We start from the raw sequence: 22,812 nt of genomic DNA on the forward strand, positions 1-22,812 counted from the left end.
GCCCATGTCGCACAGCCAACACAACTTTCTCGCCGACCAGCACCCCCTGCTGGAGCAGCTTCACGCCCGCTCGAGCAGCGGCGAAATGCATACCGGCAATTCGGTGGTGGTGCTGAAAGACAGCGGCGAAAACTTTCCCGCCTGGCTGGAAGCCATCGAAGCAGCGGAAGAATATGTATTGATTGAAATGTATATTTTTGCTGCCGACGATTTCGGCCAGCGGCTGCGCGATTTGCTGATAGAGAAATGCCACCAAGGCGTGCGCGTGGTGTTGGTATACGACTGGCTGGGCAGCCTGTGGCCGGTATTGCGCCGTTTTTTTATGCCGCTCAAGCAGGCGGGCGCGGAGGTGGTGGCCTACAACCCGCTCGGTTTCGCCAGCGGCTTCGGCTTATTTTCGCGCGACCACCGCAAGTCGATTGTGGTCGACGGGCACACCGCCTTTGTGGGCGGGCTGTGCGTGTCGTCGGCATGGGAGGGTAATCCGGCCGAGGGCGTGGTGCCGTGGCGCGACACGGGTCTGAAGCTGCAAGGGCCGGCGGTGGGCGAAGTGGTTCAGGCATTGGCCGACACCTTGCATTCGCAGGGCAAAAGGCTACCTGAAAACATCCATCCGCCCTGCCCCGCGCCTGCCGGCACGGTGCGCGCCGGCGTGATTGCCACCACGCCGAGCAACAACAATATGATGCGGCTGGATTTGAACGCGCTGGCGCTGGCCAACCGCAATCTGTGGCTCACCGATGCCTATTTTATGCCCACCCGCCTCTACACACAGGCGCTGATCAATGCCGCCAACGACGGCGTGGACGTGCGCATCCTAGTGCCGCGCACTTCCGATATCCGCTGGATCGGCCGCGTGTCGCGCACCCGCTACCGCAGCCTGCTCGAAGCCGGCGTGCGCGTGTTTGAATGGAACGGGCCGATGATCCACGCCAAAAGTGCCATCGCTGACGGCCAGTGGGCACGGGTAGGCTCCACCAATCTGAATTTTGCCAGCTGGCATATGAACCGCGAGCTCGATGTGGTGATTGAAGATGCGGTGGTGGTGCGGCATTTGGAGCAGATGTTTCTACAAGACCTCGCCAACGCCACAGAAATCGTGCTCAACGAAAGCGAACGCCGCGCCGCCATCCGGCGCCGCCACCAAATGCTCTCGCGTCGCCGCATCGGCAGCCGCCAGCAGGCTCAGGCCGCCGCACGCCAACTCTTGCAGCTCTCCAGCGTGTTCCGCGGCAATTTCTACGGCACGCGCACGGTGGACGAAAACGAGGCCAAGTCTTATCTGAGCCTGGGTATCAGCATGCTGGTGGTTGTGTTGCTGCTGTGGTTTGCGCCCTACCTGCTGGCGGGGCCGGTAATGCTACTGCTGCTGGCCGGCGGCCTTTCCACCACCGTGCACGCCGTGCGCCAACTCATGCGTTTCCACCGCCAAAAAAACGCGGCTAGGAAGGCGGGCAAACCGCCGCCTTCCTGAGTGTGCAAAAGGCTACCTGAAAAATAATCTGATGATTTAAATTAATTTTATTTTTCAGGTAGCCCTATTGATTGTTAGGCCACCGAAGATTCTGCGGGTTTAATACCGGATGGTCAGCCGGATAGGGAAGAGTTGTACGGCAAGGCGCAGCAATGCGGCAGCAAAAGTTAAGTTAATTCACTATATAGCCGCTGGCTATGATTACTGGAAATGTTCGGCCGAATCGGCATAAAATAGCCCCATATCGATTGTGGGTATTGTTTTCTATCGGAATAATAGATTCCAGTATTTAATTATTGATAGTAATTCCTATTTAAGATAGTATGCGGCGCAGGCAAATGCCTCCATCCAAGCAATATTGTGAAACCAAAATTCAGATTTAGGAGAAAACTGATGCGTCGATTATTGTCCATGCTGTGTGTGTTGGCCGTTATGGGTGCCGCTGCGCCGGCTGATGCCAAATTCAAAGTGGTGACCACCTTCACCGTGATCCAAGACATTGCGCAGAACGTGGCCGGGGATGCGGCCACAGTGGAGTCGATTACCAAGCCAGGCGCGGAAATCCACGATTACCAGCCCACCCCGCAAGATATCGCCAAAGCTCAATCCGCCGATTTGGTGCTGTGGAACGGGCTGAATTTGGAGCGCTGGTTTGAGCGCTTCTTCCGAAACGTGCGCAACAAGCCGGCCGTAGTGGTCACGCAGGGCATCACCCCGCTGTCGATCCATGAAGGCCCCTACCGCGGCAGCCCCAATCCGCACGCCTGGATGTCTACGCGCAATGCTTTAATTTATGTTGAAAATATTAAAAATGCGTTAATCAAGCACGACCCACGCAACGCCGCCACCTACACCCGCAACGCCGCCTCCTACGCCCAGCGCATCCGCAACTTAGACCGCCCGCTGCGCGAAAAACTGGCGCGCGTGCCGCAAAACCAGCGTTTTTTGGTGACCAGCGAAGGTGCCTTCAGCTATCTGGCGCGCGATTACGGCTTCAAAGAAGTGTATCTGTGGCCGATTAACGCCGAGCAGCAGGGTACGCCGCAGCAGGTGCGCCGCGTGATCAACACTGTGCGGCAGAACCATATCCCGGTGGTGTTCAGCGAGAGCACCGTATCGCCCCGCCCGATACAGCAGGTATCGCGCGAAACCGGCGCTAAATACGGCGGCGTGCTGTATGTGGATTCGCTGTCTGCCAAAAACGGCCCGGTGCCCACCTACCTCGACCTGCTCAACACCACGGTTTCCACCATTGCCAGAGGATTCGGAAAATAATGCCCAACCAACCCGCTGCCTCCATTCACGTTGAATCGGTAACGGTTCGCTACAGCAACGGCCACACCGCCATCCGCGATGTTTCCTTCACGCTGGAAGGCGGCACCACCTGCGCCTTGGTAGGTGTGAACGGCAGCGGAAAATCCACTCTGTTTAAAAGCCTGATGGGGCAGATTAAGCCGCGCCGGGGTGAAATCCGCCTGTGCGGCCTACCCGTGGCACAGGCGCTCAAACGCAACCTGGTGGCCTACGTGCCGCAGAGCGAGGAAGTGGATTGGCAGTTCCCGGTGTCGGTGTACGACGTGGTGATGCAGGGGCGCTATGGCTACCTGAATTTTCTGCGCCTGCCCAAAGCGGAAGACAAACGCAAGGTGCAGGAGGCGATGGAGCGGGTAAACATTGCCCACTTGGCGCAGCGCCAAATCGGCGAGCTTTCCGGCGGGCAGAAAAAACGCGTGTTTCTGGCGCGTTCGCTGGCACAGCAGAGCAAAATCATCCTGCTGGATGAGCCCTTCACCGGCGTGGATGTGAAAACCGAAGACGCGATTGTGGAGCTGCTCGGCCAGCTGCGCGCGCAGGGGCACCTGATTTTGGTGTCCACCCACAACCTCGGCATGGTGCCCGATTTCTGCGACCAGGTGGTGATGATCAACCGCACCGTGCTGGCTGCAGGCAGCACCGCCGATACCTTCAACCAGCACAATTTGGAGCAAACTTTCGGCGGCGTGCTGCGCCACTTCCGCCTCTCCGGCAGCCACCTGCACGACGACGAAGACGAGCGCGTGCTGACCGTGCTCACCGACGACGAACGCCCTGCCGTGTTCTACGGCCAAACCAAAAACGATCCGCCTGCCCCGTGCCGCGACAGCGCCGGCGGCTGCCCGGAGCAAGCCGACAGCGAGGGAGAGCCCCCATGCTAGACATGCTGCTGGAACCGTTTGCCTACGAATACATGGTGAAAGCCATCGTGCTGAGCGCAGCGGTGGGCGGCATTTGCGCTTTTTTGTCGGCCTATCTGATGCTTAAGGGCTGGTCGCTGATCGGCGACGCGCTGTCGCACTCGGTGGTGCCCGGCGTGGCGGTTACCTATGCGCTCGGACTGCCCTATTCCGCCGGCGCGTTTGTGTCGGGCATTTTGGCGGCACTGTCGATTTTGTGGGTGCGGGCGCTGACCCATCTGAAAGAAGATGCCATCATCGGCTTTATCTTCACCACTTTTTTCGCCGTGGGCCTGTTTATCGTGTCGGTGAATCCGACCTCGGTGAACGTGCAGGAAATCGTGCTTGGCAATATTTTGGGCATTGCCGACGAAGACATTTTTCAGGTAGCCATCATCATCGGCGTGTGCCTGCTGTTTTTGCTGCTCACGTGGAAAAACCTGCTGTTGGTGTTTTTCGACGAAACGCAGGCGGTGGCGGTGGGGCTGTCGCCGCTGCGCTATAAGGTTTTGTTTTTCTGCCTGCTCAGTGCCTGCGTAGTGGCCGCATTGCAAACCGTGGGCGCGATCTTGGTAATCGCCATGGTGATCACGCCCGGCGCCACCGCCTATTTGCTCACCGACCGCTTCGGTAAGCTGGCGCTGATTGCCGTGGTGCTCGGCACCGCCACCAGTGCGCTGGGCGCCTACATCAGCTTTTTCCTCGACGGCGCCACCGGCGGCGTGATTGTGTGCCTGCAAACCCTGCTCTTCCTGCTCGCCTTTGTGTTTGCGCCGAAATACGGCCTGCTGCGGCAGAAGTTCGGCGCCGTACCGCAGATTGAAGAAGAAACGGAGGCTGGCCGTGCTTGAGCTCATCAATTGGTTCGCCGAGCCGCTCTCCTTCCCCTTTATGCAAAACGCGCTGCTCACCGCGCTCATCGTTTCCATCACCTGCGGCCTGCTCTCCTGCTATCTGGTGCTCAAGGGCTGGTCGCTGATGGGCGACGCAGTGTCGCACGCGGTGCTGCCCGGCATTGTGCTGGCTTTCGTGCTCGGCATTCCGCTGGCGGCGGGCGCGTTTGCTTCCGGCCTGCTGTGTTCGGTGGGCGTGGGCTACCTGAAAAACAACAGCCGCCTGAAGGAAGATACGGTGATGGGTATCGTGTTCTCCGGCATGTTCGCGCTGGGTATCGTGTTGTTTACCAAAGTGGAAACCGACCAACACCTCACCCATATCCTGTTTGGCAACGTGCTCGGCGTGGGTCGCGCGGAGCTGCTGCAAACCCTCGCCATCTGCGCCGCTGTGGTGCTGCTTATCCTGCTCAAACGGCGTGATTTTCTGCTCTACTGCTTCGATCCCACGCAAACCCGCATCGCCGGCCTGCACCCGCAGCTCTTGCACTACGGCCTGCTCATCCTGCTCGCGCTCACCATCATCACCGCCATGCAGGTAGCCGGCGTGGTGCTGGTGGTGGCCATGCTCATCTCCCCCGGCATCACCGCCTTCCTGCTCACCAAGCGCTTCGACCGCATGATGCTCATCGTTGTGTTCGCCTCCGTGTTCACCAGCCTGGCCGGCACCCTGCTCAGCTACCACCTCAACGCCGCCACCGGCCCCAGCATCGTGATTTTACAGGCCATATTGTTCGTGCTCGCGCTGGGCTGGGCCAAATTGCGGCAAACGTTCGGCAAGGGGGAAGAAGCCTCAGCCGAATAAATAAAGGCTACCTGAATTTTCAGGTAGCCTTTTTTACCAAGAAACCCATCATGAGCAACACCAACTACGTCTGTTTCCACTGCCGCCGCGCCGTGCGCCGGCCCAAATCCCACATGGCGCCATCCGGCATCAGCGTGCTCTGTCCCCAGTGCGGCGGGCGCACCGTCGAGCTCTCCTACAAAATCCCCTTGCCACCGAAAAGCAAAATCAAAGCTTGGCAAACCCTGCATCAGCAGCTCCTCAGCGAACGCGATCAATACCAAGCCGACCTCGCCTACCGCCTCACCCGATACAAACACGAGCTGGAACGCGAAATCGCCGCCATCCAACAAAAACTGGCCGAAGCCAACCTGCACCCGCAGCACAGCAAAAAACTGCGCGCCACCCTCAAGCAGAAAGAAAACGAATACAAAAATTGCAGTTTCGGTTAAGCGCATTGCCCAAAGGCTACCTGAAAACGTAAGCTTCAACGAAGTTGACACCTTCTTTATCCGGCAAGCCCGCCCATCATTTCAAACCCTATCCCCGCTCCAAAAATTTTCAGGTAGCCCTATCGCTCAAAAGGCTACCTGAAAAATATCGGCTTTGGCACGGCCAAAAGCTATCCGGCCGCTTCATCTTCCTGCAAATGCAGCGCCTTATCCTTCTCGTCATACGGCAGAATCAAATTCAGCACCACCGCTGTAATCCCGCCCGCCGCAATCGCATTGCGGAACACCTCCGGCAGCGCGCGGAACACCTCCGGCTCAAAGGCCACGCCCAAGCCGATGCCCACCGAAGTGGCCGCAATCACCGCTTCGCGGCGGTTGATGCCGTGCGTCATGATGATGCGCACGCCCGCGATGGCAATCAGGCCGAACATCAGCACCATCGCCCCGCCCAACACCGGGCTGGGAATGGTGGTAAACACACGGCCCACCACAGGAAACAGCCCCGCCAGCACCAAAATCGCCGCAATATAGCGCCCCACATGGCGCGAAGCCACGCCCGTCATCTGGATCACGCCGTTGTTTTGCGCGAATGTGGTCAGCGGCAGCGAGCCCAGCGCGGTGGCAATCACCGACACCAAACCATCGGCAAACACCCCGCCGCGCAGGCGTTTTTGAAACTCGTCGCCCTCATAAGGCTGGCCGGACACCATCGCCGTGGCCGTGAGGTCGCCCACCGCTTCGAACACGCTCAAAAGATAAATCGTGCCCGCCACCAAAAACGCGCTCCAATCAAAGGCAAAGCCATATTTAAACGGCACCGGCAACGTGAACAGCGGCGCGTTTTGCAGCGGGGTGAAATCCACAATCCCCATCACCAACGCCGCCACATAGCCCGCCACCAAGCCCACCGCAATGCCGCTCATGCGCAGCAGCGGATTGCGCATACAATTGAACAATAACACGATCACCAACACAAAGCCCGCCAGCCCGATATTCTGCACCGAGCCGAACGCCTCCGTGCCCTTCGCGCCGAAACCGCCGCCGAAATCCGTAATCCCGATATCAATCAAACTCAAACCGATCAGCAGCACCACCACCCCGCTCACCGTAGGCGTGATTACCCGTTTCAGATAAGGCAGCGCCCAAGCCGAAGCGCAAATCAGAAAAGCGCCGGCAAACGATACGCCGAGCAGCGTGGAGAGCATCACATCCGTGCTTAGGCCTTCTTTCTGGTAGCCCAAGCCCAGCGAAATCATCACGCCCACAAAGGAAAAGTTCACCGACTGAATCGACAGCATCCCCGAGCCCACCGGCCCAAAGCGGCTCACCTGCAAAAACGTGCCGATGCCGGAAGCCACCATCGCCATCGACACCAGATAAGCCGTGGTTTCCACAGGTAGGTTCAGCGCCCCGCCCACAATCAGCGCCGGCGTCACCATCGGCACGAAAATCGCCAGCAGATGCGTGATGGCGCTTAAGAGCGCGTTGGCAAAGGGCGGTTTGTCTTCCAGTTTGTACACCAAATCCGCTTCGGCAGCGGCCCGCATATCGGCATCGGCCATGTTGGTTCCTTCAATCAGATGGGGAAACGCAGCCGCACCGCTGCGGCCGCAGAAAAGAAATGGGCGCGATTGTACCGCCGTTTGCCGCCGAGGGGAAAGCCTGCGGCTTGCTGTTTGGAATTTTCAGGTAACCTTCGGCAGGCGGGGAAGGTTACCTGAAAAATAGCAGGGCAGTTCGGCTGTTTGCCTTTAGTGCGCACCTCATTATTTACACATAATCCGGCCGGCAAAAAAGGCTACCTGAAAATTTTCAGGTAGCCTTTTTTCAGCTTCACAACTTCGCCAGCACATTTTCCGACAAATCCTGCAAGGTTTCCGCAGCGGGGCGGCGAGTGGGTTTTAAGTTGACGGTAACGTGCGCCAAGCCTTGTTCTTTCTGCTGCTGCCAAAATTCCAGCAGGCCTTTGCTGCCGCCGCGCAGATAGATGTTGTTGTAGAGCCTGGCCGGTTCGTCGGGATTTTCCGAGAGTTCGACAAAATTGGCGTAGCCGAACGGATGCCATTGCCCGTCTTGGTTCAACTCTTTCAAAGTATTGACGATTTTTGCCGTATCTTTGGGGTTTACGCCGTGCCAAATCCAGCCGTCGGCGGTGTTGGCGAGCCAGCTCAATTCCTGTCTGGCGCGGCCGATGGCGACCATGGGCAGACGGTGCGGGATTTTGGGAATCAGGTCGATATTGCCGCTCAAATTGCCGTAGTGCGTGCCGTCAAAACGGGGGAAATCCTGCGTCGTCAGCGTGCGTATCATGTCCCAGCTTTCGCGGAAACGTTCGGCGCGGTTGTCGAAATCGGCTTTAAAAGCAGGATATTCCACCGGACGGTCGCCGCTGGACAGGCCGAGGATAAAGCGTCCGCCGGTCAAAACTTCCGCACTGGCGGCGGCTTTGGCGATGTGGATGGGTTCGCGCAGCGGCGAAACCAAGCCTGCCGTGCCAAGCGCGATGTTTTGCGTTTTTGCCGCCAGATAGCCGAGCGTCACAAACGGATCCAGCCCTTGCCCCACATCGCCGAAATTGGGGTCGTAAAACGGCACGTCGCGCAGCCACAAGGCGGTAAAGCCGAGTTTTTCCGCCAGCGCGGCGGTCTCGCCCAAGTCTTCAATCGTGGACATCGGCGAATCGGGATAGCCTTTGAACGGGGCAATCAGGCCGATGGTGAGTTTGTCTTTTTGAAACACTTGCGAAAAGGCTTTGTGCTGCGCCAATTCGGGTGGCAATGCGCGCTTATCCGGCGAACTGCCTGCCGCGTTTTCAAACAGGCGGCTGTTGTCTTGGCCAAGGATGGAAAGATTGGGGACGTTGTTCATAATGTTTGCTCCGTTGGGATGGGTTGTTGCGTGTATTATATTCTTCTTGTGTTAAATGATAATATAGGTAAAATTGGAAACAGTTTTGCGTTTTATGCAATAAAAGGTCGTCTGAAACCTAAAAAGCAGCCTGCACTTCGCTTTCAGACGACCTTGCAACAGGAAACCCTATGGACTATTTCTCCGCCCTGACCACCTTCCACCACACCGCCGAAACCGGCAGCTTTACCGCTACCGCCAAAGCCCTCGGCGTTGCCGTTTCGTCCGTCACCCGCCAGATAGACCAGCTTGAAGAAAGCCTGGGGCTGCCGCTGTTTACCCGTTCCACCCGCAGGCTGTCGCTGACGCACGCGGGCGAGCGTTATCTGGAGAAAACCCGCCCGATATTGGACGATTTGGCGCGTGCCAACCAGTCGCTTAAAGACGAAATTTTAGAGCCGTCAGGCAAACTCCGGCTCACCTTTCCCACCGATTACGGCGCGTGCAAACTTGCGCCGCTGTTGTCCGATTTCGCCCGCCGCTATCCCAAAATCGAACTGGAACTGTATGCTGCCGACCATTTTGTCGATTTGTTCGCCGAGCCGGTCGATTTGGCGGTGCGGCTGGGGCGGGTGGAAGACACGCGGCTGGTGGCACGCAAAATCGCCCCGCAGACGCGGCTTCTGGTCGCCGCCCCCGACTACCTAGCCCTGTACGGCGAGCCGCAAACCCCGCAGGATTTGGCGCGGCACAACTGCCTGCCCTACATCTATCGCGGCTACGCGCCCAAATGGTTTTTCCGACAAGACGGTCAAACCGAAAGCATCAATGTGCGCGGCAACCTGTCGGGCAACAGCGCCGCCATGCTGCTTGCCGCCGCGCTGGACGGGCAGGGTATCAGTCATCTGCCCGACTGGCTGGTGTCGCCGCATCTGCAAAAAGGCAGCCTGAAAACCGTCTTAACCGACTGGCAAATCACGCCCACGCAAACCGCCGAAGCCGACGGCGTGTATCTGGTGTATCCGCCCGACAGCAGGAACACAGCGAAGATTGATGCGTTGGCGGGGTTTTTGGCGGAACGGCTGGGGGCAGCTTAAGCAGCAATCAATCCGGCCAAATCATTTTCAGGTAGCCTCAATCCCGCAGCAGGCTACCTGAAAAAATCCGCTTATGCTTTCCGGCAGCTATCCGCACGGCATCACGCTTTGCCACCGCCCGACATTTAAGCGACAATCCAATCACCGCCTCCCAACCAGGCTACCTGAAACCTTCCCGCCCATGTTTCCCACTCCCCGCCCCGAAACCCTCTCACACGCCGGCCTGCCAGAATGGCAATACCGCCAACACCGCGCCGAAATCGCCCGTTTCCATGCGCTCGGCGGCGTGCTCGACTTCCAACAATTCGCCTACGCCACCGCCGCCGCCAACGAAGCCGAACGCCGCGAATACCACCTCGCCACCGCCCGGCATACCCTCGCCGCCGTGATTGCCGAGCGCAACGAACAGGCCGCCCAACGCTTCGCCCGCCTGCAAGCGCAGCACCAACTGCCCAGGCAAAACCCCCTGCCAATCAGCCAACATTTCAGCCTGCAAAGCAGCATGGGGCGCAAAATCAGCGCCGGGCAGTTTTACGGCAACCAGCTCGACCTTGCGCAAAACCGCCTCATCGTGCGCGATTGGAACAAGCAAAGCAGCCAATTCGGCCAACATTTCTACCACGACAGCCAAGCCAGCGCAGAGCCCGCCCTCGCCCGCCGCCAACCCGACACAGCCTTCTGCCACGCCTTCCTCAACCCGCCCTACCCGCCCCAATTCGGCGCCTCCCCGCGCGAAGTCGGCGAATACTTCCTCCGCTTCTGCCGCCAACTATTCGGCAAACTCAGCGACATCGAAGCCTACGCATGGAACACCGACTGCTCCAGCTACTTCGACGACGGCCGCGAATGGTGGGGCGCCTATTTCTGGACGGTATACAGCCCCGGCAACGGCCGCTACACCGGCATCGCGGGCTCCGCCACCGATTAAGCCGCCGTTAAACCCAAGCCGCGCAAAAATTTTCAGGTAGCCTCTGCCGCACAGCAGGCTACCTGAAAATATTCCAGCCCTAGTCAGATAAACAAGCCATTCCGTTTTCAGTCAGCCCCACGCACTCAAAGGCTACCTGAAAACCAGCTTTGCTTATATCAAACCCGACCGCTCAAGCGCTTAATCCTCCCCGCATTCAAACGCCGCAATCTCGCCCACCTTCGGCGCATAGCCGCTGCCCGTGTCGTGGCGCAAATTCAGCCAGATATCCACCAGCGCCCAGGCCGCCGGCGCGGCAATCACGTTTTGCCCCATGCACAGCACCTGCGCATCGTAGTTTTCCACCGAGCCGCGCAGCGTGATCAGGTCGTGCGCCGTGGCCGCGCGGATGCCGCGCACCTTGTTGGCCGCAATCGCCGTGCCCACGCCTGTGCCGCAAATCAGGATGGCTCGGTCGGCCCGGCCGGCGGCCACCTCCTGCGCGGCGGCAAAGGAAAGCTGCGGATAAGTGCCCTCCGGCACCGACAAATCCAGCAGGCTCTTCACGCGCGAATCTGCCTGCAAATGCGCCTTGAGCGCGTTTTTCAGTTCCACGCCGTTGGCCGGCGCGGCAATCACCAATCGCATATTTTTCTCCTTTTTATCCAACAAGAAACGTGCCAAGTATGCCCCCGCTTTGCCGCCGTTTCAAGTTTTCAGGTAGCCTTCCGCTGCCGCCGCAGCAGCAAAGTTATATAATCGGGCAAACCCTTTCCCAGAGAGCACCCCATGAGCCAAATCATCGCCACCGTGCGCGAAATCCGCGTCGGCCAGCCCAAAGCGTTTGCGCGCAACCAAGTGAGCGGCATCGACAAGCAGCCCGTGGCCGGCCCCATCGCCGTCAGCACCACCGGCCTGGCGGGCGACGGCGTGGGCGATCCGCGCTACCACGGCGGCCCCGACAAAGCCCTGCATTGCTACGCCCAAGCCCACTACGCCCGCTGGCAGCGGCAATTCCCCGGCAACCCGCATTTCCGCGCCGGCGGCTTCGGCGAAAACCTGTGTATAGAAGGCACCGACGAATGGCAGGTGTGCCTCGGCGACCAATGGCAAATCGGCACGGCGCAGTTTGAAGTGAGCCAGGGGCGGCAGCCCTGCTGGAAGCTGAACGAGCGTTTTGAAATAGCCGACATGGCCGAGCAGGTGCAGCACAACCTGCGCTGCGGCTGGTATTTGCGCGTGCGGCAAACAGGCGGCATCCGGGCGGGAGACAGCATTTCCCTGCTCTCGCGCCCCTTCCCCGATTGGCCGCTCACCCGCATTCTGGCGCTCATCGACAGCCGCAGCTGCGATGCCGCCGAGCTGCGCCAAGTGCTGGCGCTGCCCTTGCCCGCATCGTGGCGGCAGATGTTTGAGCGCAGGCTGGAAACGGGCAGGTGCGAGGATTGGCAGCGCCGGTTGTATGGATAAATTTTCAGGTAGCTTCCAAGCGCTTGCCAGGCTACCTGAAAATTGCCCGACGTATTTTTCACCTAAACGGCGAACTCAACGGTGCGCCTGATGATGCGGCGTTGGCAGGGAAAGATGTTTGCCTTAAATCCCGCGCAGGCCAAACCCGCCAGCCAAACCAAAGGCTACCTGAAAAACGAAAATTTCAGGTAGCCTTTTTCTGCTTCACTGTTTTCAGGTAGCCTCTAAGTGCTTAGAGGCTATAGTGGATTAAATTTAAATCAGGACAAGGCGACGAAGCCGTAGACAGTACAGATAGTACGGCAAGGCGAGGCAACGCTGTACTGGTTTAAATTTAATCGACTATGCCTGAAATTTTCCCGCCCTACTTCCGCGTCAGCCTGTCCGCCGCCGAGCGCGCGCGGATTTTCATTTCTTCCGTCAGATAATCTTTCACCTGCGCATACACCAGCGTGATCACCGCGATGTCGTCGCTGAAGCCCAAAGGGCCGAGCAGGTCGGGGATGCTGTCGATCGGGCTCACGAAATACACCAGCGCGCCCACGATAATCAGCTTGGCGCGTTTGGGCACGGCGGGCGACTGGAACAGGAAATACAGCGCATACAGCTGTTCCACCACCGGCCGCCCCAGCCGTAGCGCGAACCGGCGCAATTTGCGCAAGAAGCCGTCCGGCTCAAAATTGCGGCGGCGGAACTCGGGCACGAAATCTTCGGGGCGGGTGGGGTTGTCTTGCTTCATGGCAAACTCCTTGCGGGGCGATGCCGCCCAAATGGGCGCGCTCGGGCCGGTTTCAAGTTTGGCTTGAGCCGTTGGGCAACAAGAGCTGCGGCGTTATCGCCGCCTTCAGTTTGGCATAGAGCCGGCCGTCGGCAGCACTTTTCACGCCAAACCACCAAATACCCGATTTCTTTACCGTCCAATACGATCCCGCCAGCCAGCCGCCGTTGAGCAGGTAGCTGCAAAGCTGCCCCAGCCAAGGCTGGTGCCCCACCAATATCAGGTAATCCGCCCCTTCGTGCGCGGCAATCAGCGCAGGCAGCGCTTCAACATGGTTAATCGGGTTGAGCTCGGGCTTCACGGCATAAGGCAGGCCGAGCGCCTCGGCGGTTTGTCGGCTGCGCCGCGCCTGCGATACCCACACTTCCACCCGCCCGTTCAGATACGGGCGCAGCCATTCGGCGCTGGCCGCGGCCTGCTGCCGACCTTTGGCGGTGAGCTCGCGTTCCAAATCGGGCGAGCCGTCTTCTGCTTCGGCGTGCCGCCACAAAATAAGATTCATGTTTGCTCTCCGGTTCTTTGATACAATCCGCATCTTACTGCTTTTCCAGCCTTTCGGGCTAGCTGAAACACCGTTTCGCCCCCACACAACCATATCCAGCACACACCCATGCCCCCGTTTCCCGCCACCTTGCCGCCGCTCGCTTGGCAAACTGCCCCTCCCCCCGCACCCGAAACCCTGCGCCGCCTGATGCAGGCCGATTCGCTCACCGCCGCGCTGCAAGCCACCGGCGCGGATTTGCGCGTGCAGGTAGCCTTTCAGGGCGAGGCCGTGCAACTGTGGCCGGGCGAGGATTTGGCCGGGGCGGCGTTTCATGTGCGCCAGGTATGGCTGCTGCTGGACGGCACACCGGTGGTGTGGGCACGCAGCGTGTGCCGCCGTGAAGCTGCCGAGTGGCAGAGTATCCTGGCTTGCGGCACTCGCCCTTTGGGCAAACAGCTCTTCGGCACGGGCTTGGCCTGGCAACGCAGCCCGCTCGCCTTCGCCGCCGTGCCGAGCGCGCAACAGGCGCAGGCCGCCCAAGCTGCCTGGCTGCGCCGCTCCGAGTTTGCGCTGCACGGCGAAACGATGGTGCTGACCGAAGGGTTTACGCCGGAATTGGGGCGGTTTTTGGCTGCCGCGGACTAGTGGCTATTTTTCAGGTAGCCTCCTTCACAGCCGAAAGGCTACCTGAAAAATTGCCCGTAAGTTTTCACTGCTTACTCAGCCCTACTTTTTCAGGTAGCCTTTTAAAATGAAATTTGCACACCCATTAATCGAACACCCTATTTTCAGGTAGCCTCTCCTCGCGCCCGAAGGCTACCTGAAAAACCACACTCCCGAAAACCCATGCCCATCTCCTCATTCCTCTCCCCCCGCCAAGCCGACCGCCTTGCCGTGTATCTGCAACTGATGCGTGCCGACAAGCCCATCGGCACCCTGCTCCTGCTGTGGCCCACTCTGTGGGCGCTGTGGATGGCCGCCGGCGGCCTGCCCGATTTTTCCATCCTGCTCGCCTTCGCGCTGGGCACCTTCCTCATGCGCAGCGCCGGCTGCGTGGCCAACGATTATGCCGACCGCAACTTCGACGGCGCGGTGGAGCGCACCAAGCAGCGCCCCTTCGCCACCGGCCGCGTGAGCCCGCGCGAAGCCCTGTGCCTGCTCTTGGTTTTGTGCCTACTCGCCCTGCTCTGCCTCTTGCCGCTCAACACGCTCACCAAGCTGATGAGCCTGCCTGCGCTGTTCCTCGCCCTAAGCTACCCCTTCACCAAACGCTTCTTCCCGCTGCCCCAGCTCTATCTCGGGCTGGCCTTCTCCTTCGGCATCCCCATGGCCTTCGCCGCCGTACAAAACCACATCCCGCCGCTGGCCTGGCTGCTGTTTGCCGCCAACGCCTGCTGGACGCTGGCCTACGACACCATCTACGCCATGGCCGATAAGGAAGACGACCTGAAAATCGGCATCCGAACCTCCGCCATCACCTTCGGCCGCCATGATGCCGAAGCCGCCATGCTGTGCCACGCGCTGTTCGTGCTGCTGATGGCCGCTGCCGGCTGCGCCATTCAGGCACGCTGGCCATATTGGCTCTCGCTCGCTTATGCCGTGTGGCACCAATGCGGCCAATACCGCGCCATCCGCAGCCGGAACCGCCAAGCCTGCTTCACCGTGTTTTTATCCAACAACCGCATCGGCTGGGCATTGTGGCTGGGGTTGCTGGCGCACTACAGTGCGGCTTGAGGCTACCTGAAAACTTGGCTATGCGGCATAAAATTGCCCTTAGCCGGCGGCACGGGTACAATCCGTACCCTTAATGTATTTTTACGCAAGAGAAGTAACATGAGCCTGATCGGCAACATTCTGCCCGTATCGCAAATCACGCTGGATTTGGAAGTGGGCAGCAAAAAACGCCTGTTTGAAGAAGCCGGCCTGCTGCTGGAAAACACAACCGGACTGAGCCGCGCCGCCGTATTCGACTGCCTGTTTGCCCGCGAAAAGCTCGGCACCACCGCGCTGGGCCACGGCGTGGCCATCCCGCACGGCCGCCATGCCGAAGTGCAAGCCATCACCGGCGCCTTCATCCGCCTCAAAGAAGCCATCGATTTCGACGCGCCCGACGGCAAGCCGGTGTCGCTGGTGTTCGTATTGCTGGTGCCGGAAAACGCTTCCGGCGCGCATCTGGAAGTGCTGTCCGCCCTGGCCGGCAAACTTTCCGAAAAATCCGTACGCGAGCAGCTTTTGGCCGCACAAAGTGCCGAAGAAGCCCGCCGCATCCTCACCGAATAAGCATTTTACCCGTTTACCCGCACAGGCCGCCCATGCCCAGCATCTCCGTCCGCAAGCTCTATCAAGACAACCAAACCAAGCTCAATCTGGCTTGGTCGGCAGGGACGGCCGGCGCCGACAACCGCATCAGCGTGGATGCCGACAAGCCCGTTCTGGCGCTGGTGGGCCACCTGAATTTCATCCATCCCAACCAGGTGCAGGTGTTGGGCGTGGCCGAAGTGGCCTATCTCAACAAAATGGCCGGCGGCGACGTGAAAGCCAGCTTCGATGAGCTGTTCGACTTGAGCATCGCCTTGGTGATCGTGGCCAACGACCTGCCCGTGCCCTTCATGCTGCGCGACTACTGCCACACGCACAACGTACCGCTGCTCACTTCCAAAACCGAAAGCCCCTTCCTGATGGACGTGTTGCGGATTTACCTGCAACGCGTGCTCGCCACTTCCACCGTGAAGCACGGCGTGTTTCTCGATGTGTTTGAAATCGGCGTGCTGCTGATGGGCGAATCCGGCCTAGGTAAAAGCGAGCTGGCGCTGGAGCTGATTTCGCGCGGCCACGGCCTGGTGGCCGACGATGCGGTTGAGCTCTACCGCACCGGCCCGGAAACGCTGGAAGGCCGCTGCCCGGCGGTGTTGCGCGATTTTTTGGAAGTGCGCGGCTTGGGTGTGCTCAACATCCGCACCATCTTCGGCGAAACCGCCGTGCTGCCCTCCAAACCGCTCAAACTCATCATCAACCTCACGCTGGCCGACGACAGCTACATGAAAACGCTCGACCGCCTCGCCATCCAGAGCGAAACCGAAACCATCCTAAACGTGGCCGTGCGCTCGGTTACGCTGCCGGTGGCCGTGGGCCGCAACCTGGCCGTGCTGGTGGAAGCGGCGGTGCGCAACTATATTTTGCAGGCGCGCGGCAAAGACAGCACCAAAGAATTTCTGGAACGCCACACTGCCCTATTGAGGGAAGACGAACGCAGCCATGAGGATAGTGCTGATTAGCGGGCCCGCCGGCTCGGGGAAAACCGTTGCCCTAAAACTGCTCGACAACATGGGCTTCACCTGCGTGGACAATATTCCGCCCGCGCTGCTGCCCCAATTGGTGGCGCAATCTGCCGCCGGCAAAATCAGCAAGCTCGCCGTCAGCCTCGATATCCGCGTGCCCTATGCCAAAGACGGCATCCAAAACTGCCTGCGCGCCATCCGCCGCCAAGGCCACCCCGTGCGCCTGCTCTTCCTCGATGCCGACGATGCCACCCTCATCCGCCGCCTCGACGGCAAACACCGCCGCCACCCCCTCGCCGCCACCAACCTCACCTTGGCCGAAAGCATCGCCGCCGAGCGGCAGATATTGCAGCCCTGGCAAGACTTCGCCTTCTGCATCAATAATTCCCTCGACGGCACCGGCGACCTCAAATTCCGCATCCAAGAATGGCTCGCCCTCAGCCAAGGCGGCTTGCAGGTGGTAGTGGAATCCTTCGGCTTCAAATATGGCGCCCCGCTCGATTTAGATTTCCTCTTTGACGTGCGCGCCCTGCCCAACCCCTACTACGACGAAGCCCTGCGCGAGCTAACCGGCCGCGACGAAGCCGTGCGCGCCTACTTTGCCCGCTTCAAAACCGTGCAGCAGATGGTGGCCGACATCAGCGGCTACCTCAACCGCTGGCTGCCCGAATACGCCCGCCAAACCCGCGTGCACATGCTCGTGGTCGGCATCGGCTGCACCGGCGGCCAGCACCGTTCCGTATTCGTGGCCGAAGCCGTGGCCGAACGCCTGCGCGACTACCCCGTGTGGGTGCGCCACCGCCAGCTCCCCGGCAACGGCAGCCGCATGTAAATACTTAACTTTTTAAATAACGTTTTAATTTTGTGAAAACCGACATTTTTAGGTAGCCTCACTTCCGCCAAAGGCTACCTGAAAAATAAGTGTCCACAATCATGAGCATGGTGCCAGCCCGGCATGGCCAAGCAGGCATTTATTTTCAGGTAGCCTCCCCCATGCCGGCAGGCTACCTGAAAACAAAACTCCAACGAAACGGACACATCCCTTCCCACACCGCCATCCCCCATCCCGATTTCCGCTACAATACCGCCCAGCAAAGGCCACCTGAACCCCACAGAAAGAAAAACATGAGCATCCAATGGTATCCCGGGCACATGCACAAAACCAAAAAAGCCCTCATCGAGCGCCTGAAAAGCACCGACATGGTGATCGAAATGCTCGACGCCCGCCTGCCCGCCTCCAGCCAAAATCCCCTGCTCGCCCAGCTCTCCCGTGGTAAACCCAAGCTCTACCTGCTCAACAAGCAAGACCTCGCCGACCCCGAGCTCACCCGAGTGTGGCTTGCCGAATTGCAAAGCCGGCCTAATACCCAAGCCATTCCCCTTGATGCCTCCGAGCGCCAGGCCGCCCAAAAAATCACCGCCGCCTGCCGCGCCCTCGTCCCCCACCGGCAAGGCATCGACCGCCCCCTGCGCGTCCTCATCTGCGGCATCCCCAACGTTGGCAAATCCACCCTCATCAACGGCATGACCGGCAAAAAATCCGCCAAAACCGGCAACGAACCCGGAATCACCAAAACCGAACAGCGCCTCCTCCTTGCCGACGACTTCTGGCTCTACGACACCCCCGGCATGCTCTGGCCCAAAATCATCGTCCCACAAAGCGGCTACAATCTCGCCGCCAGCGGCGCCGTCGGCCGCAACGCCCTCGATGAAGAAGTCGTTGCCCTCGAATTGCTCGACTACCTGCGCCAACATTACCTACCCCTGTTGCAAGCGCGCTATCAAGCCGATCCCGAAGACAGCCCAAGCTGGCAAGACAGCGACTGGCTCGAATGGGTCGGCCGCCGGCGCGGCGCCCTGCTCAGCGGCGGCCGCATCAACCACCAAAAAGCCGCCGAAGCCCTCCTCACCGACTTCCGCGACGGCCAAATCGGCCGCATCACCCTCGAAACCCCCGAGCAATGGCAACACTGGCTCGCCGCCGCCCGCGAACACGAAGCCCAGTTGCAAGCCCAACGCGCCGAACGCCAAGCCCAACGCCGCAGCAGAAGCAAATAAGCCAGCCGGCAAAAGGAAAAGGCTACCTGAAAACCGGCGCAACGCAAGTTGCAACAATGCTTTGCTAAGGCAGGCTGCATTTCTGCAAAGATAAAGTTTTCAGGTAGCCTTTGGCCGCTCAATCAATCAAAAACCGCACCGTATTTCCACGGTGCGGTTTGCATTATGCGACGGTTATCACGTTACAGCGGCCATTCCAGCCCGCCGTGCTGCTCCACCAAGGTTTGGAACTGCGCCTGAATCCGCTCCAACGCGGCGGGATTGTCGCCTTCAAAGCGCAGCACCAGCACGGGCGTGGTGTTGGAGGCGCGCAAGAGGCCGAAGCCGTCGGCGAATTCGGCGCGCAGGCCGTCGATGGTGATGAGCTCTTGCAGGCCGTCGAAGCGGGCGGCTTTAGCCAATTCGGCGATCAGCGCGTGGCCGTCGGCGCCTGCAGGCAGGGCGATGTTCAGCTCGGGGGTGGATACGCCTTCGGGCAGGGCTTCCAGCACGGCGCTGGGGTTGGGGCTGCCTGACAGGATTTCCAGCAGGCGCGCGCCGGCGTAGAGGCCGTCGTCGAAACCGAACCAGCGTTCTTTGAAAAACACGTGGCCGCTCATTTCGCCGGCCAAGAGCGCGCCGTGCTGTTTGATGGCGGCTTTGATGAAGCTGTGGCCGGTTTTGCTCATCACGGGTTCGCCGCCGTGCTGCCGAATCCACGGCGCGAGCAGGCGGGTGGATTTCACGTCGTAAATCACTTTGGCGCCGGGATGGCGGGCGAGTACGTCTTGCGCGAAGAGCATGAGTTGGCGGTCGGGGTAGATGATGCTGCCGCTGCGCGTTACCACGCCGAGGCGGTCGCCGTCGCCGTCGAAGGCGAGGCCGACTTCGGCTGCCCCGCCCTGCACGGCGCGGATGAGGTCTTGCAGGTTGGCGGGTTTGGCAGGGTCGGGATGGTGGTTGGGGAAGCGGCCGTCCACTTCGCAATAGAGTTCCTCCACTTCGCAGCCCAGCGCGCGATACAGCCGCCCGGCAAAGGCGCCAGCCACGCCGTTGCCGGCATCGATGGCGATTTTCATCGGGCGCTGCAGGCGGATGTGGCCGGCGATGTGGGCGATGTATTCGTCGGCCACCGCCAATTCTCGCACGCTGCCTGGCGGACTGCCTGCGGCAAAATCTTGCGCCTCGATACTGCGGCGCAAATCCTGAATGTCTTCGCCGGCCAGGGTGTTGCCGCCGAGCATCATTTTGAAGCCGTTGTAGTCGGGCGGGTTGTGGCTGCCGGTGATCATCACGCCGCTGCCGTGGCAATGCCGCACGGCGGCGAAATAGAGCATGGGGGTGGCCACCATGCCCACGTCGGCCACATCTAGCCCGCCGGCGGTGAGCCCGCGGATGAGGGCGGAGGCAAGGGCGGGACCGCTGAGCCGGCCGTCGCGGCCCACGGCGATTTGCCGCAAGCCTTGCTTGGCGGCACGGGCGGCGATGGCGCGGCCGATTTGTTCGGCGGCTTCTTCGGTGAGGGTTTGGCCGATGATGCCGCGGATGTCGTAGGCTTTGAATATGCTGGGGGAAAGGGGCATGGTGGTTCCTTTGTTTGGGGCGTGGAGGCTACCTGAAAATTTGGGTGGAGATTTTCAGGTAGCCTCTATTATCAAAAAGCAGCCGCTGTTTATGGCTCGCGGTGGGGATTTTCTGCTGCTTCCGGCGGCGTGGGCGACACGCAAATCATGGTGCTGCCGCTGCGCGTTTTGAAGCACCGCGTATCGTTGCCGAAGTGGTGGTTTTTCACTTGGATGGCGGTTTGGTTGTTGATGGAGGCGGAGAAGCGGTTGCTGCCGATGGATGTGCTGCTATACAGGCGGTATTGCCCAAAATCGATTTCTTCCATGTGTTCGCGCGCGTTGGAGCAGACGAAAACTTGGCAGCTGCCTCGGCTGATGATGCGGTTATCGCGCACGGCAAAGCATTGGCGGGTGCCGTCACTGCCGCAGGCGGCCATGGCTGCGGTGCTGCCCAACAGTATGAGTAGCAAGGAGAAGCATCGGATCAGTTTCATATTTATTCCTTTGCAAATGTGTTTTCAGGTAGCCTTTAATGCGGATAAAGGCTACCTGAAAATTTATTGCGGCTTGCTGCTGAGCTGCTGGGCTTGCTCAATCAGGTGCACAAACTGGCGGCGCAGGCCGTGGCGGTCGGGGGATTGGGCGCTGCGGGCGAGCTCGAGGGTTTGCGGCCAGCCGAAGCTGCCGCTGTATTTGCCGCCGCGCAACAGTTCGCCAAACGAGGCGGCGGCTAGGGCCTGGCGGGTGGCGTTGCTGCTTTGGGCGAGCGGCTTGCTGACAGCGGCCACGGGGCGGCTGATGAGGATGCTGCTGCTTTGGCCGGGCAGTTTGTAGCGCAGGTTGATGAAGGCGTATTCGCTGCCGGCCTTGTCGTTTGCCGCGCGGGCGGGGGCGGCCTGGTAGCGGCTTTCGGGCAGCCAGCCGGTTTGGCCGGCGGGGATGACTTCATACAGGGCGGTGACGTTGTGGCCGGCGCCGATGTCGCCTGCATCGACTTGGTCGTTGTTGAAGTCTTCGCGGGCGAGCAGGCGGTTTTCATAGCCGATGAGGCGGTATTCCTTCACGGTGGCGGGGTTGAATTCCACTTGGATTTTCACGTCTTGCGCCACGGTGGCGAGGGTGGAGGAAAGCTGGCGGTGCAGCACTTTCTGCGCTTCTTCCGGGCTGTCGATGTAGCTGTGGTTGCCGTCGCCGGCGTCGGCCAGCTGCTCCATCAGGCGGTCGTTGTAGTTGCCGCTGCCGAAGCCGAGGGTGGTGAGGGAAATGCCGCTCTTGCGTTTTTCGGCCACCATGCTTCTGAGCGTGTTGAAATCGGTGATGCCCACGTTGAAGTCGCCGTCGGTGGCGAGCAGGATGCGGTTGATGCCGCCCCGGATATAGGCGCGCTGGGCGGCCTGATAGGCCTGCTGGATGGCGTTTTCACCGGCGGTGGAACCGCCTGCGCGCAGGCTGTCGAGCGCGGCGAGGATTTTCTGCCGCTGGTTGCCGGGCGTGGGCGGGAGCACGACTTTGTTGCCGTCTGCATAGGTAACGAGGGTGATGCGGTCTTGGGCGCGGGTTTGGTGCGCGAGGGTGCAGAGGGTGTATTTCACCATCGGCAGTTTGTCGCGGCTATACATGGAGCCGGACACGTCCACCAGGAACACGAGGTTGGCGCTCGGCAGGGCGGCTTGGCTCATCTCTTTGGCCTGAATGCCGATGCGGATGATTTTGGCGCCGCTGCGGAAGGGGGAATCCACGGTTTCGGTGTGTACGGCAAAAGGTTTGCCGTCGGTTGGGGCGGCATAGCCGTAGTCGAAATAGTTGATGATTTCTTCAATGCGCACGGCATCGGCGGGCGGCAGGCGGCGGGTTTGGCTGAGGAAGCGGCGCACGTTGGCATAGCTGCCGGTGTCCACGTCGATGCTGAAGGTGGAAACGGGCTGTTCGGCCACGGCATGCACGGGGTTGGGCTCGTGGTGGGCGTAGCGCTCGGTGTTCTGGCGCGGGAGCGGCGGGCGGTTTGCCTGCGGCCGCGCACGAAGCGAGCCGTATGCACCTTGGGATAAATCTTTGGCGGCTGCCGCTTGCGGCGCGGGCGCGGCGGAAGGCGCCACTTCATACGAAGCCACCGAGCGGTTCATCATGGCTGCCGGCGGCACGGCGCGGGTGCCGCCGAACCTTTGGTGGCGGCTCAAGCCTACCATGGGGCCGTAATCATGGCTTGGCTGCTCATCCAAATACCGCGAACAGGCTTGGTGGACTCGCTGGGCATTATCGGCCAGCGCGGGCATGGCGGATACGGATAACAGCGCCAGCAAAGCGGCGCGGGCAAACGGCGGATAGCGCATAGGAACTCCCTTGGTATCGAAGCGTTGGAAATGCCCGACATTATAGCCAAAGCCGGCTGCTTCCGACACAGGCCGGCACACACCGGAAGGCTACCTGAAAAATAGCGCGCGGTAGGCAGAACTGTTTTTCAGGTAGCCTATCCAAACGCCACCCCACTGCGCCGATGGGTTAAAATATGCGCACCGCCCAATCAGGCTACCTG

At 60.2% G+C, this 22,812-nt stretch carries 23 protein-coding genes; 15 read left to right on the forward strand and 8 right to left on the reverse strand.

The window, feature by feature from the left end; genetic code table 11:
• Window positions 1-4: 4 nt before the first annotated feature.
• The 6 genes from H9Q10_RS07615 (at window position 5) to H9Q10_RS07640 (ending at window position 5,816) form a co-directional block, all read left to right on the forward strand.
• Window positions 5-1,474, forward strand: coding sequence for a phospholipase D-like domain-containing protein (locus H9Q10_RS07615; protein ID WP_197903360.1), 1,470 nt, complete (start codon window positions 5-7; stop codon window positions 1,472-1,474).
• A gap of 393 nt (window positions 1,475-1,867) precedes the next feature.
• Window positions 1,868-2,749, forward strand: a complete 882-nt coding sequence (locus tag H9Q10_RS07620) for a metal ABC transporter substrate-binding protein (RefSeq protein WP_197903361.1) — start codon at window positions 1,868-1,870, stop codon at window positions 2,747-2,749.
• Entirely contained in the window at window positions 2,749-3,669 is a 921-nt protein-coding gene (locus H9Q10_RS07625; protein WP_197903362.1) for a metal ABC transporter ATP-binding protein, read from the forward strand. Before H9Q10_RS07620 ends, H9Q10_RS07625 begins: the two co-directional genes overlap by 1 nt.
• Window positions 3,663-4,538, forward strand: a complete 876-nt coding sequence (locus tag H9Q10_RS07630; RefSeq protein WP_197903363.1) for a metal ABC transporter permease — start codon at window positions 3,663-3,665, stop codon at window positions 4,536-4,538. Before H9Q10_RS07625 ends, H9Q10_RS07630 begins: the two co-directional genes overlap by 7 nt.
• Window positions 4,531-5,385 (forward strand): metal ABC transporter permease, encoded by an 855-nt coding sequence (locus tag H9Q10_RS07635; RefSeq protein WP_338082310.1) that lies wholly within the window; start codon window positions 4,531-4,533, stop codon window positions 5,383-5,385. Before H9Q10_RS07630 ends, H9Q10_RS07635 begins: the two co-directional genes overlap by 8 nt.
• 50 nt (window positions 5,386-5,435) lie before the next feature.
• The gene (locus H9Q10_RS07640; RefSeq protein ID WP_197903364.1) at window positions 5,436-5,816 is read left to right on the forward strand and encodes a hypothetical protein; all 381 of its coding nucleotides are present in this window, start codon (window positions 5,436-5,438) and stop codon (window positions 5,814-5,816) included.
• Between the two features lie 170 nt (window positions 5,817-5,986).
• Here the strand turns inward: H9Q10_RS07640 and H9Q10_RS07645 are convergent, their stop codons facing one another.
• Together H9Q10_RS07645 and H9Q10_RS07650 are read right to left on the reverse strand one after the other, a co-directional pair.
• Window positions 5,987-7,378 (reverse strand): nucleobase:cation symporter-2 family protein, encoded by a 1,392-nt coding sequence (locus H9Q10_RS07645; protein WP_197903365.1) that lies wholly within the window; start codon window positions 7,376-7,378, stop codon window positions 5,987-5,989.
• Between the two features lie 271 nt (window positions 7,379-7,649).
• Window positions 7,650-8,684 (reverse strand): TIGR03571 family LLM class oxidoreductase, encoded by a 1,035-nt coding sequence (locus H9Q10_RS07650; protein ID WP_197903366.1) that lies wholly within the window; start codon window positions 8,682-8,684, stop codon window positions 7,650-7,652.
• Between the two features lie 170 nt (window positions 8,685-8,854).
• Here H9Q10_RS07650 and H9Q10_RS07655 point away from each other — a divergent pair, with 170 nt between their 5' ends.
• Together H9Q10_RS07655 and H9Q10_RS07660 are read left to right on the forward strand one after the other, a co-directional pair.
• Window positions 8,855-9,760, forward strand: coding sequence for a LysR family transcriptional regulator (locus H9Q10_RS07655; protein ID WP_197903367.1), 906 nt, complete (start codon window positions 8,855-8,857; stop codon window positions 9,758-9,760).
• A gap of 73 nt (window positions 9,761-9,833) precedes the next feature.
• Entirely contained in the window at window positions 9,834-10,688 is an 855-nt protein-coding gene (locus H9Q10_RS07660) for a hypothetical protein (RefSeq protein ID WP_238480167.1), read from the forward strand.
• A 180-nt stretch (window positions 10,689-10,868) separates the two neighbouring features.
• Here the strand turns inward: H9Q10_RS07660 and H9Q10_RS07665 are convergent, their stop codons facing one another.
• Window positions 10,869-11,315 (reverse strand): RpiB/LacA/LacB family sugar-phosphate isomerase, encoded by a 447-nt coding sequence (locus tag H9Q10_RS07665; RefSeq protein WP_197903368.1) that lies wholly within the window; start codon window positions 11,313-11,315, stop codon window positions 10,869-10,871.
• A 141-nt stretch (window positions 11,316-11,456) separates the two neighbouring features.
• On the opposite strand from H9Q10_RS07665, the gene H9Q10_RS07670 reads away from it, so the two are divergent.
• Window positions 11,457-12,137, forward strand: coding sequence for an MOSC domain-containing protein (locus tag H9Q10_RS07670; protein WP_197903369.1), 681 nt, complete (start codon window positions 11,457-11,459; stop codon window positions 12,135-12,137).
• A gap of 364 nt (window positions 12,138-12,501) precedes the next feature.
• On the opposite strand, the gene H9Q10_RS07680 is transcribed toward H9Q10_RS07670, so the two are convergent.
• Both H9Q10_RS07680 and H9Q10_RS07685 read right to left on the reverse strand, forming a co-directional pair.
• Window positions 12,502-12,876, reverse strand: a complete 375-nt coding sequence (locus H9Q10_RS07680; protein ID WP_197903370.1) for a YkvA family protein — start codon at window positions 12,874-12,876, stop codon at window positions 12,502-12,504.
• Window positions 12,877-12,928: 52 nt separating this feature from the next.
• Entirely contained in the window at window positions 12,929-13,417 is a 489-nt protein-coding gene (locus H9Q10_RS07685; protein ID WP_238480168.1) for a SixA phosphatase family protein, read from the reverse strand.
• Between the two features lie 108 nt (window positions 13,418-13,525).
• Between H9Q10_RS07685 and H9Q10_RS07690 the strand changes: the two genes are divergently transcribed.
• The 6 genes from H9Q10_RS07690 to ylqF all read left to right on the forward strand — a co-directional run bounded on the left by H9Q10_RS07690 (window position 13,526) and on the right by ylqF (window position 18,735).
• A complete protein-coding gene (locus H9Q10_RS07690; RefSeq protein ID WP_197903372.1) occupies window positions 13,526-14,044 on the forward strand; it encodes a chorismate--pyruvate lyase family protein in 519 nt (172 codons plus the stop codon).
• 201 nt (window positions 14,045-14,245) lie between these two features.
• Window positions 14,246-15,133, forward strand: coding sequence for a 4-hydroxybenzoate octaprenyltransferase (ubiA, locus tag H9Q10_RS07695; protein ID WP_197903373.1), 888 nt, complete (start codon window positions 14,246-14,248; stop codon window positions 15,131-15,133).
• A gap of 99 nt (window positions 15,134-15,232) precedes the next feature.
• On the forward strand, window positions 15,233-15,679 hold the full coding sequence (gene ptsN, locus H9Q10_RS07700) for a PTS IIA-like nitrogen regulatory protein PtsN (protein WP_197903374.1): 447 nt from the start codon (window positions 15,233-15,235) through the stop codon (window positions 15,677-15,679).
• Window positions 15,680-15,711: 32 nt separating this feature from the next.
• The gene (gene hprK / locus H9Q10_RS07705; protein ID WP_197903375.1) at window positions 15,712-16,674 is read left to right on the forward strand and encodes an HPr(Ser) kinase/phosphatase; all 963 of its coding nucleotides are present in this window, start codon (window positions 15,712-15,714) and stop codon (window positions 16,672-16,674) included.
• On the forward strand, window positions 16,655-17,509 hold the full coding sequence (gene rapZ / locus H9Q10_RS07710; protein ID WP_197903376.1) for an RNase adapter RapZ: 855 nt from the start codon (window positions 16,655-16,657) through the stop codon (window positions 17,507-17,509). Before hprK ends, rapZ begins: the two co-directional genes overlap by 20 nt.
• Before the next feature lie 293 nt (window positions 17,510-17,802).
• Window positions 17,803-18,735 (forward strand): ribosome biogenesis GTPase YlqF, encoded by a 933-nt coding sequence (ylqF, locus tag H9Q10_RS07715; protein WP_197903461.1) that lies wholly within the window; start codon window positions 17,803-17,805, stop codon window positions 18,733-18,735.
• A 182-nt stretch (window positions 18,736-18,917) separates the two neighbouring features.
• Here ylqF and H9Q10_RS07720 read toward each other — a convergent pair whose 3' ends face one another.
• The 3 genes from H9Q10_RS07720 to H9Q10_RS07730 all read right to left on the reverse strand — a co-directional run bounded on the left by H9Q10_RS07720 (window position 18,918) and on the right by H9Q10_RS07730 (window position 22,609).
• Window positions 18,918-20,297 (reverse strand): phosphomannomutase/phosphoglucomutase, encoded by a 1,380-nt coding sequence (locus tag H9Q10_RS07720; RefSeq protein WP_197903377.1) that lies wholly within the window; start codon window positions 20,295-20,297, stop codon window positions 18,918-18,920.
• 89 nt (window positions 20,298-20,386) lie between these two features.
• A complete protein-coding gene (locus H9Q10_RS07725; protein WP_197903378.1) occupies window positions 20,387-20,773 on the reverse strand; it encodes a hypothetical protein in 387 nt (128 codons plus the stop codon).
• A 63-nt stretch (window positions 20,774-20,836) separates the two neighbouring features.
• On the reverse strand, window positions 20,837-22,609 hold the full coding sequence (locus H9Q10_RS07730) for a vWA domain-containing protein (protein ID WP_238480169.1): 1,773 nt from the start codon (window positions 22,607-22,609) through the stop codon (window positions 20,837-20,839).
• Between the last annotated feature and the right edge of the window lie 203 nt (window positions 22,610-22,812).

It is taken from the genome of Eikenella glucosivorans (assembly GCF_016025525.2).
GTDB lineage: Bacteria > Pseudomonadota > Gammaproteobacteria > Burkholderiales > Neisseriaceae > Eikenella > Eikenella glucosivorans.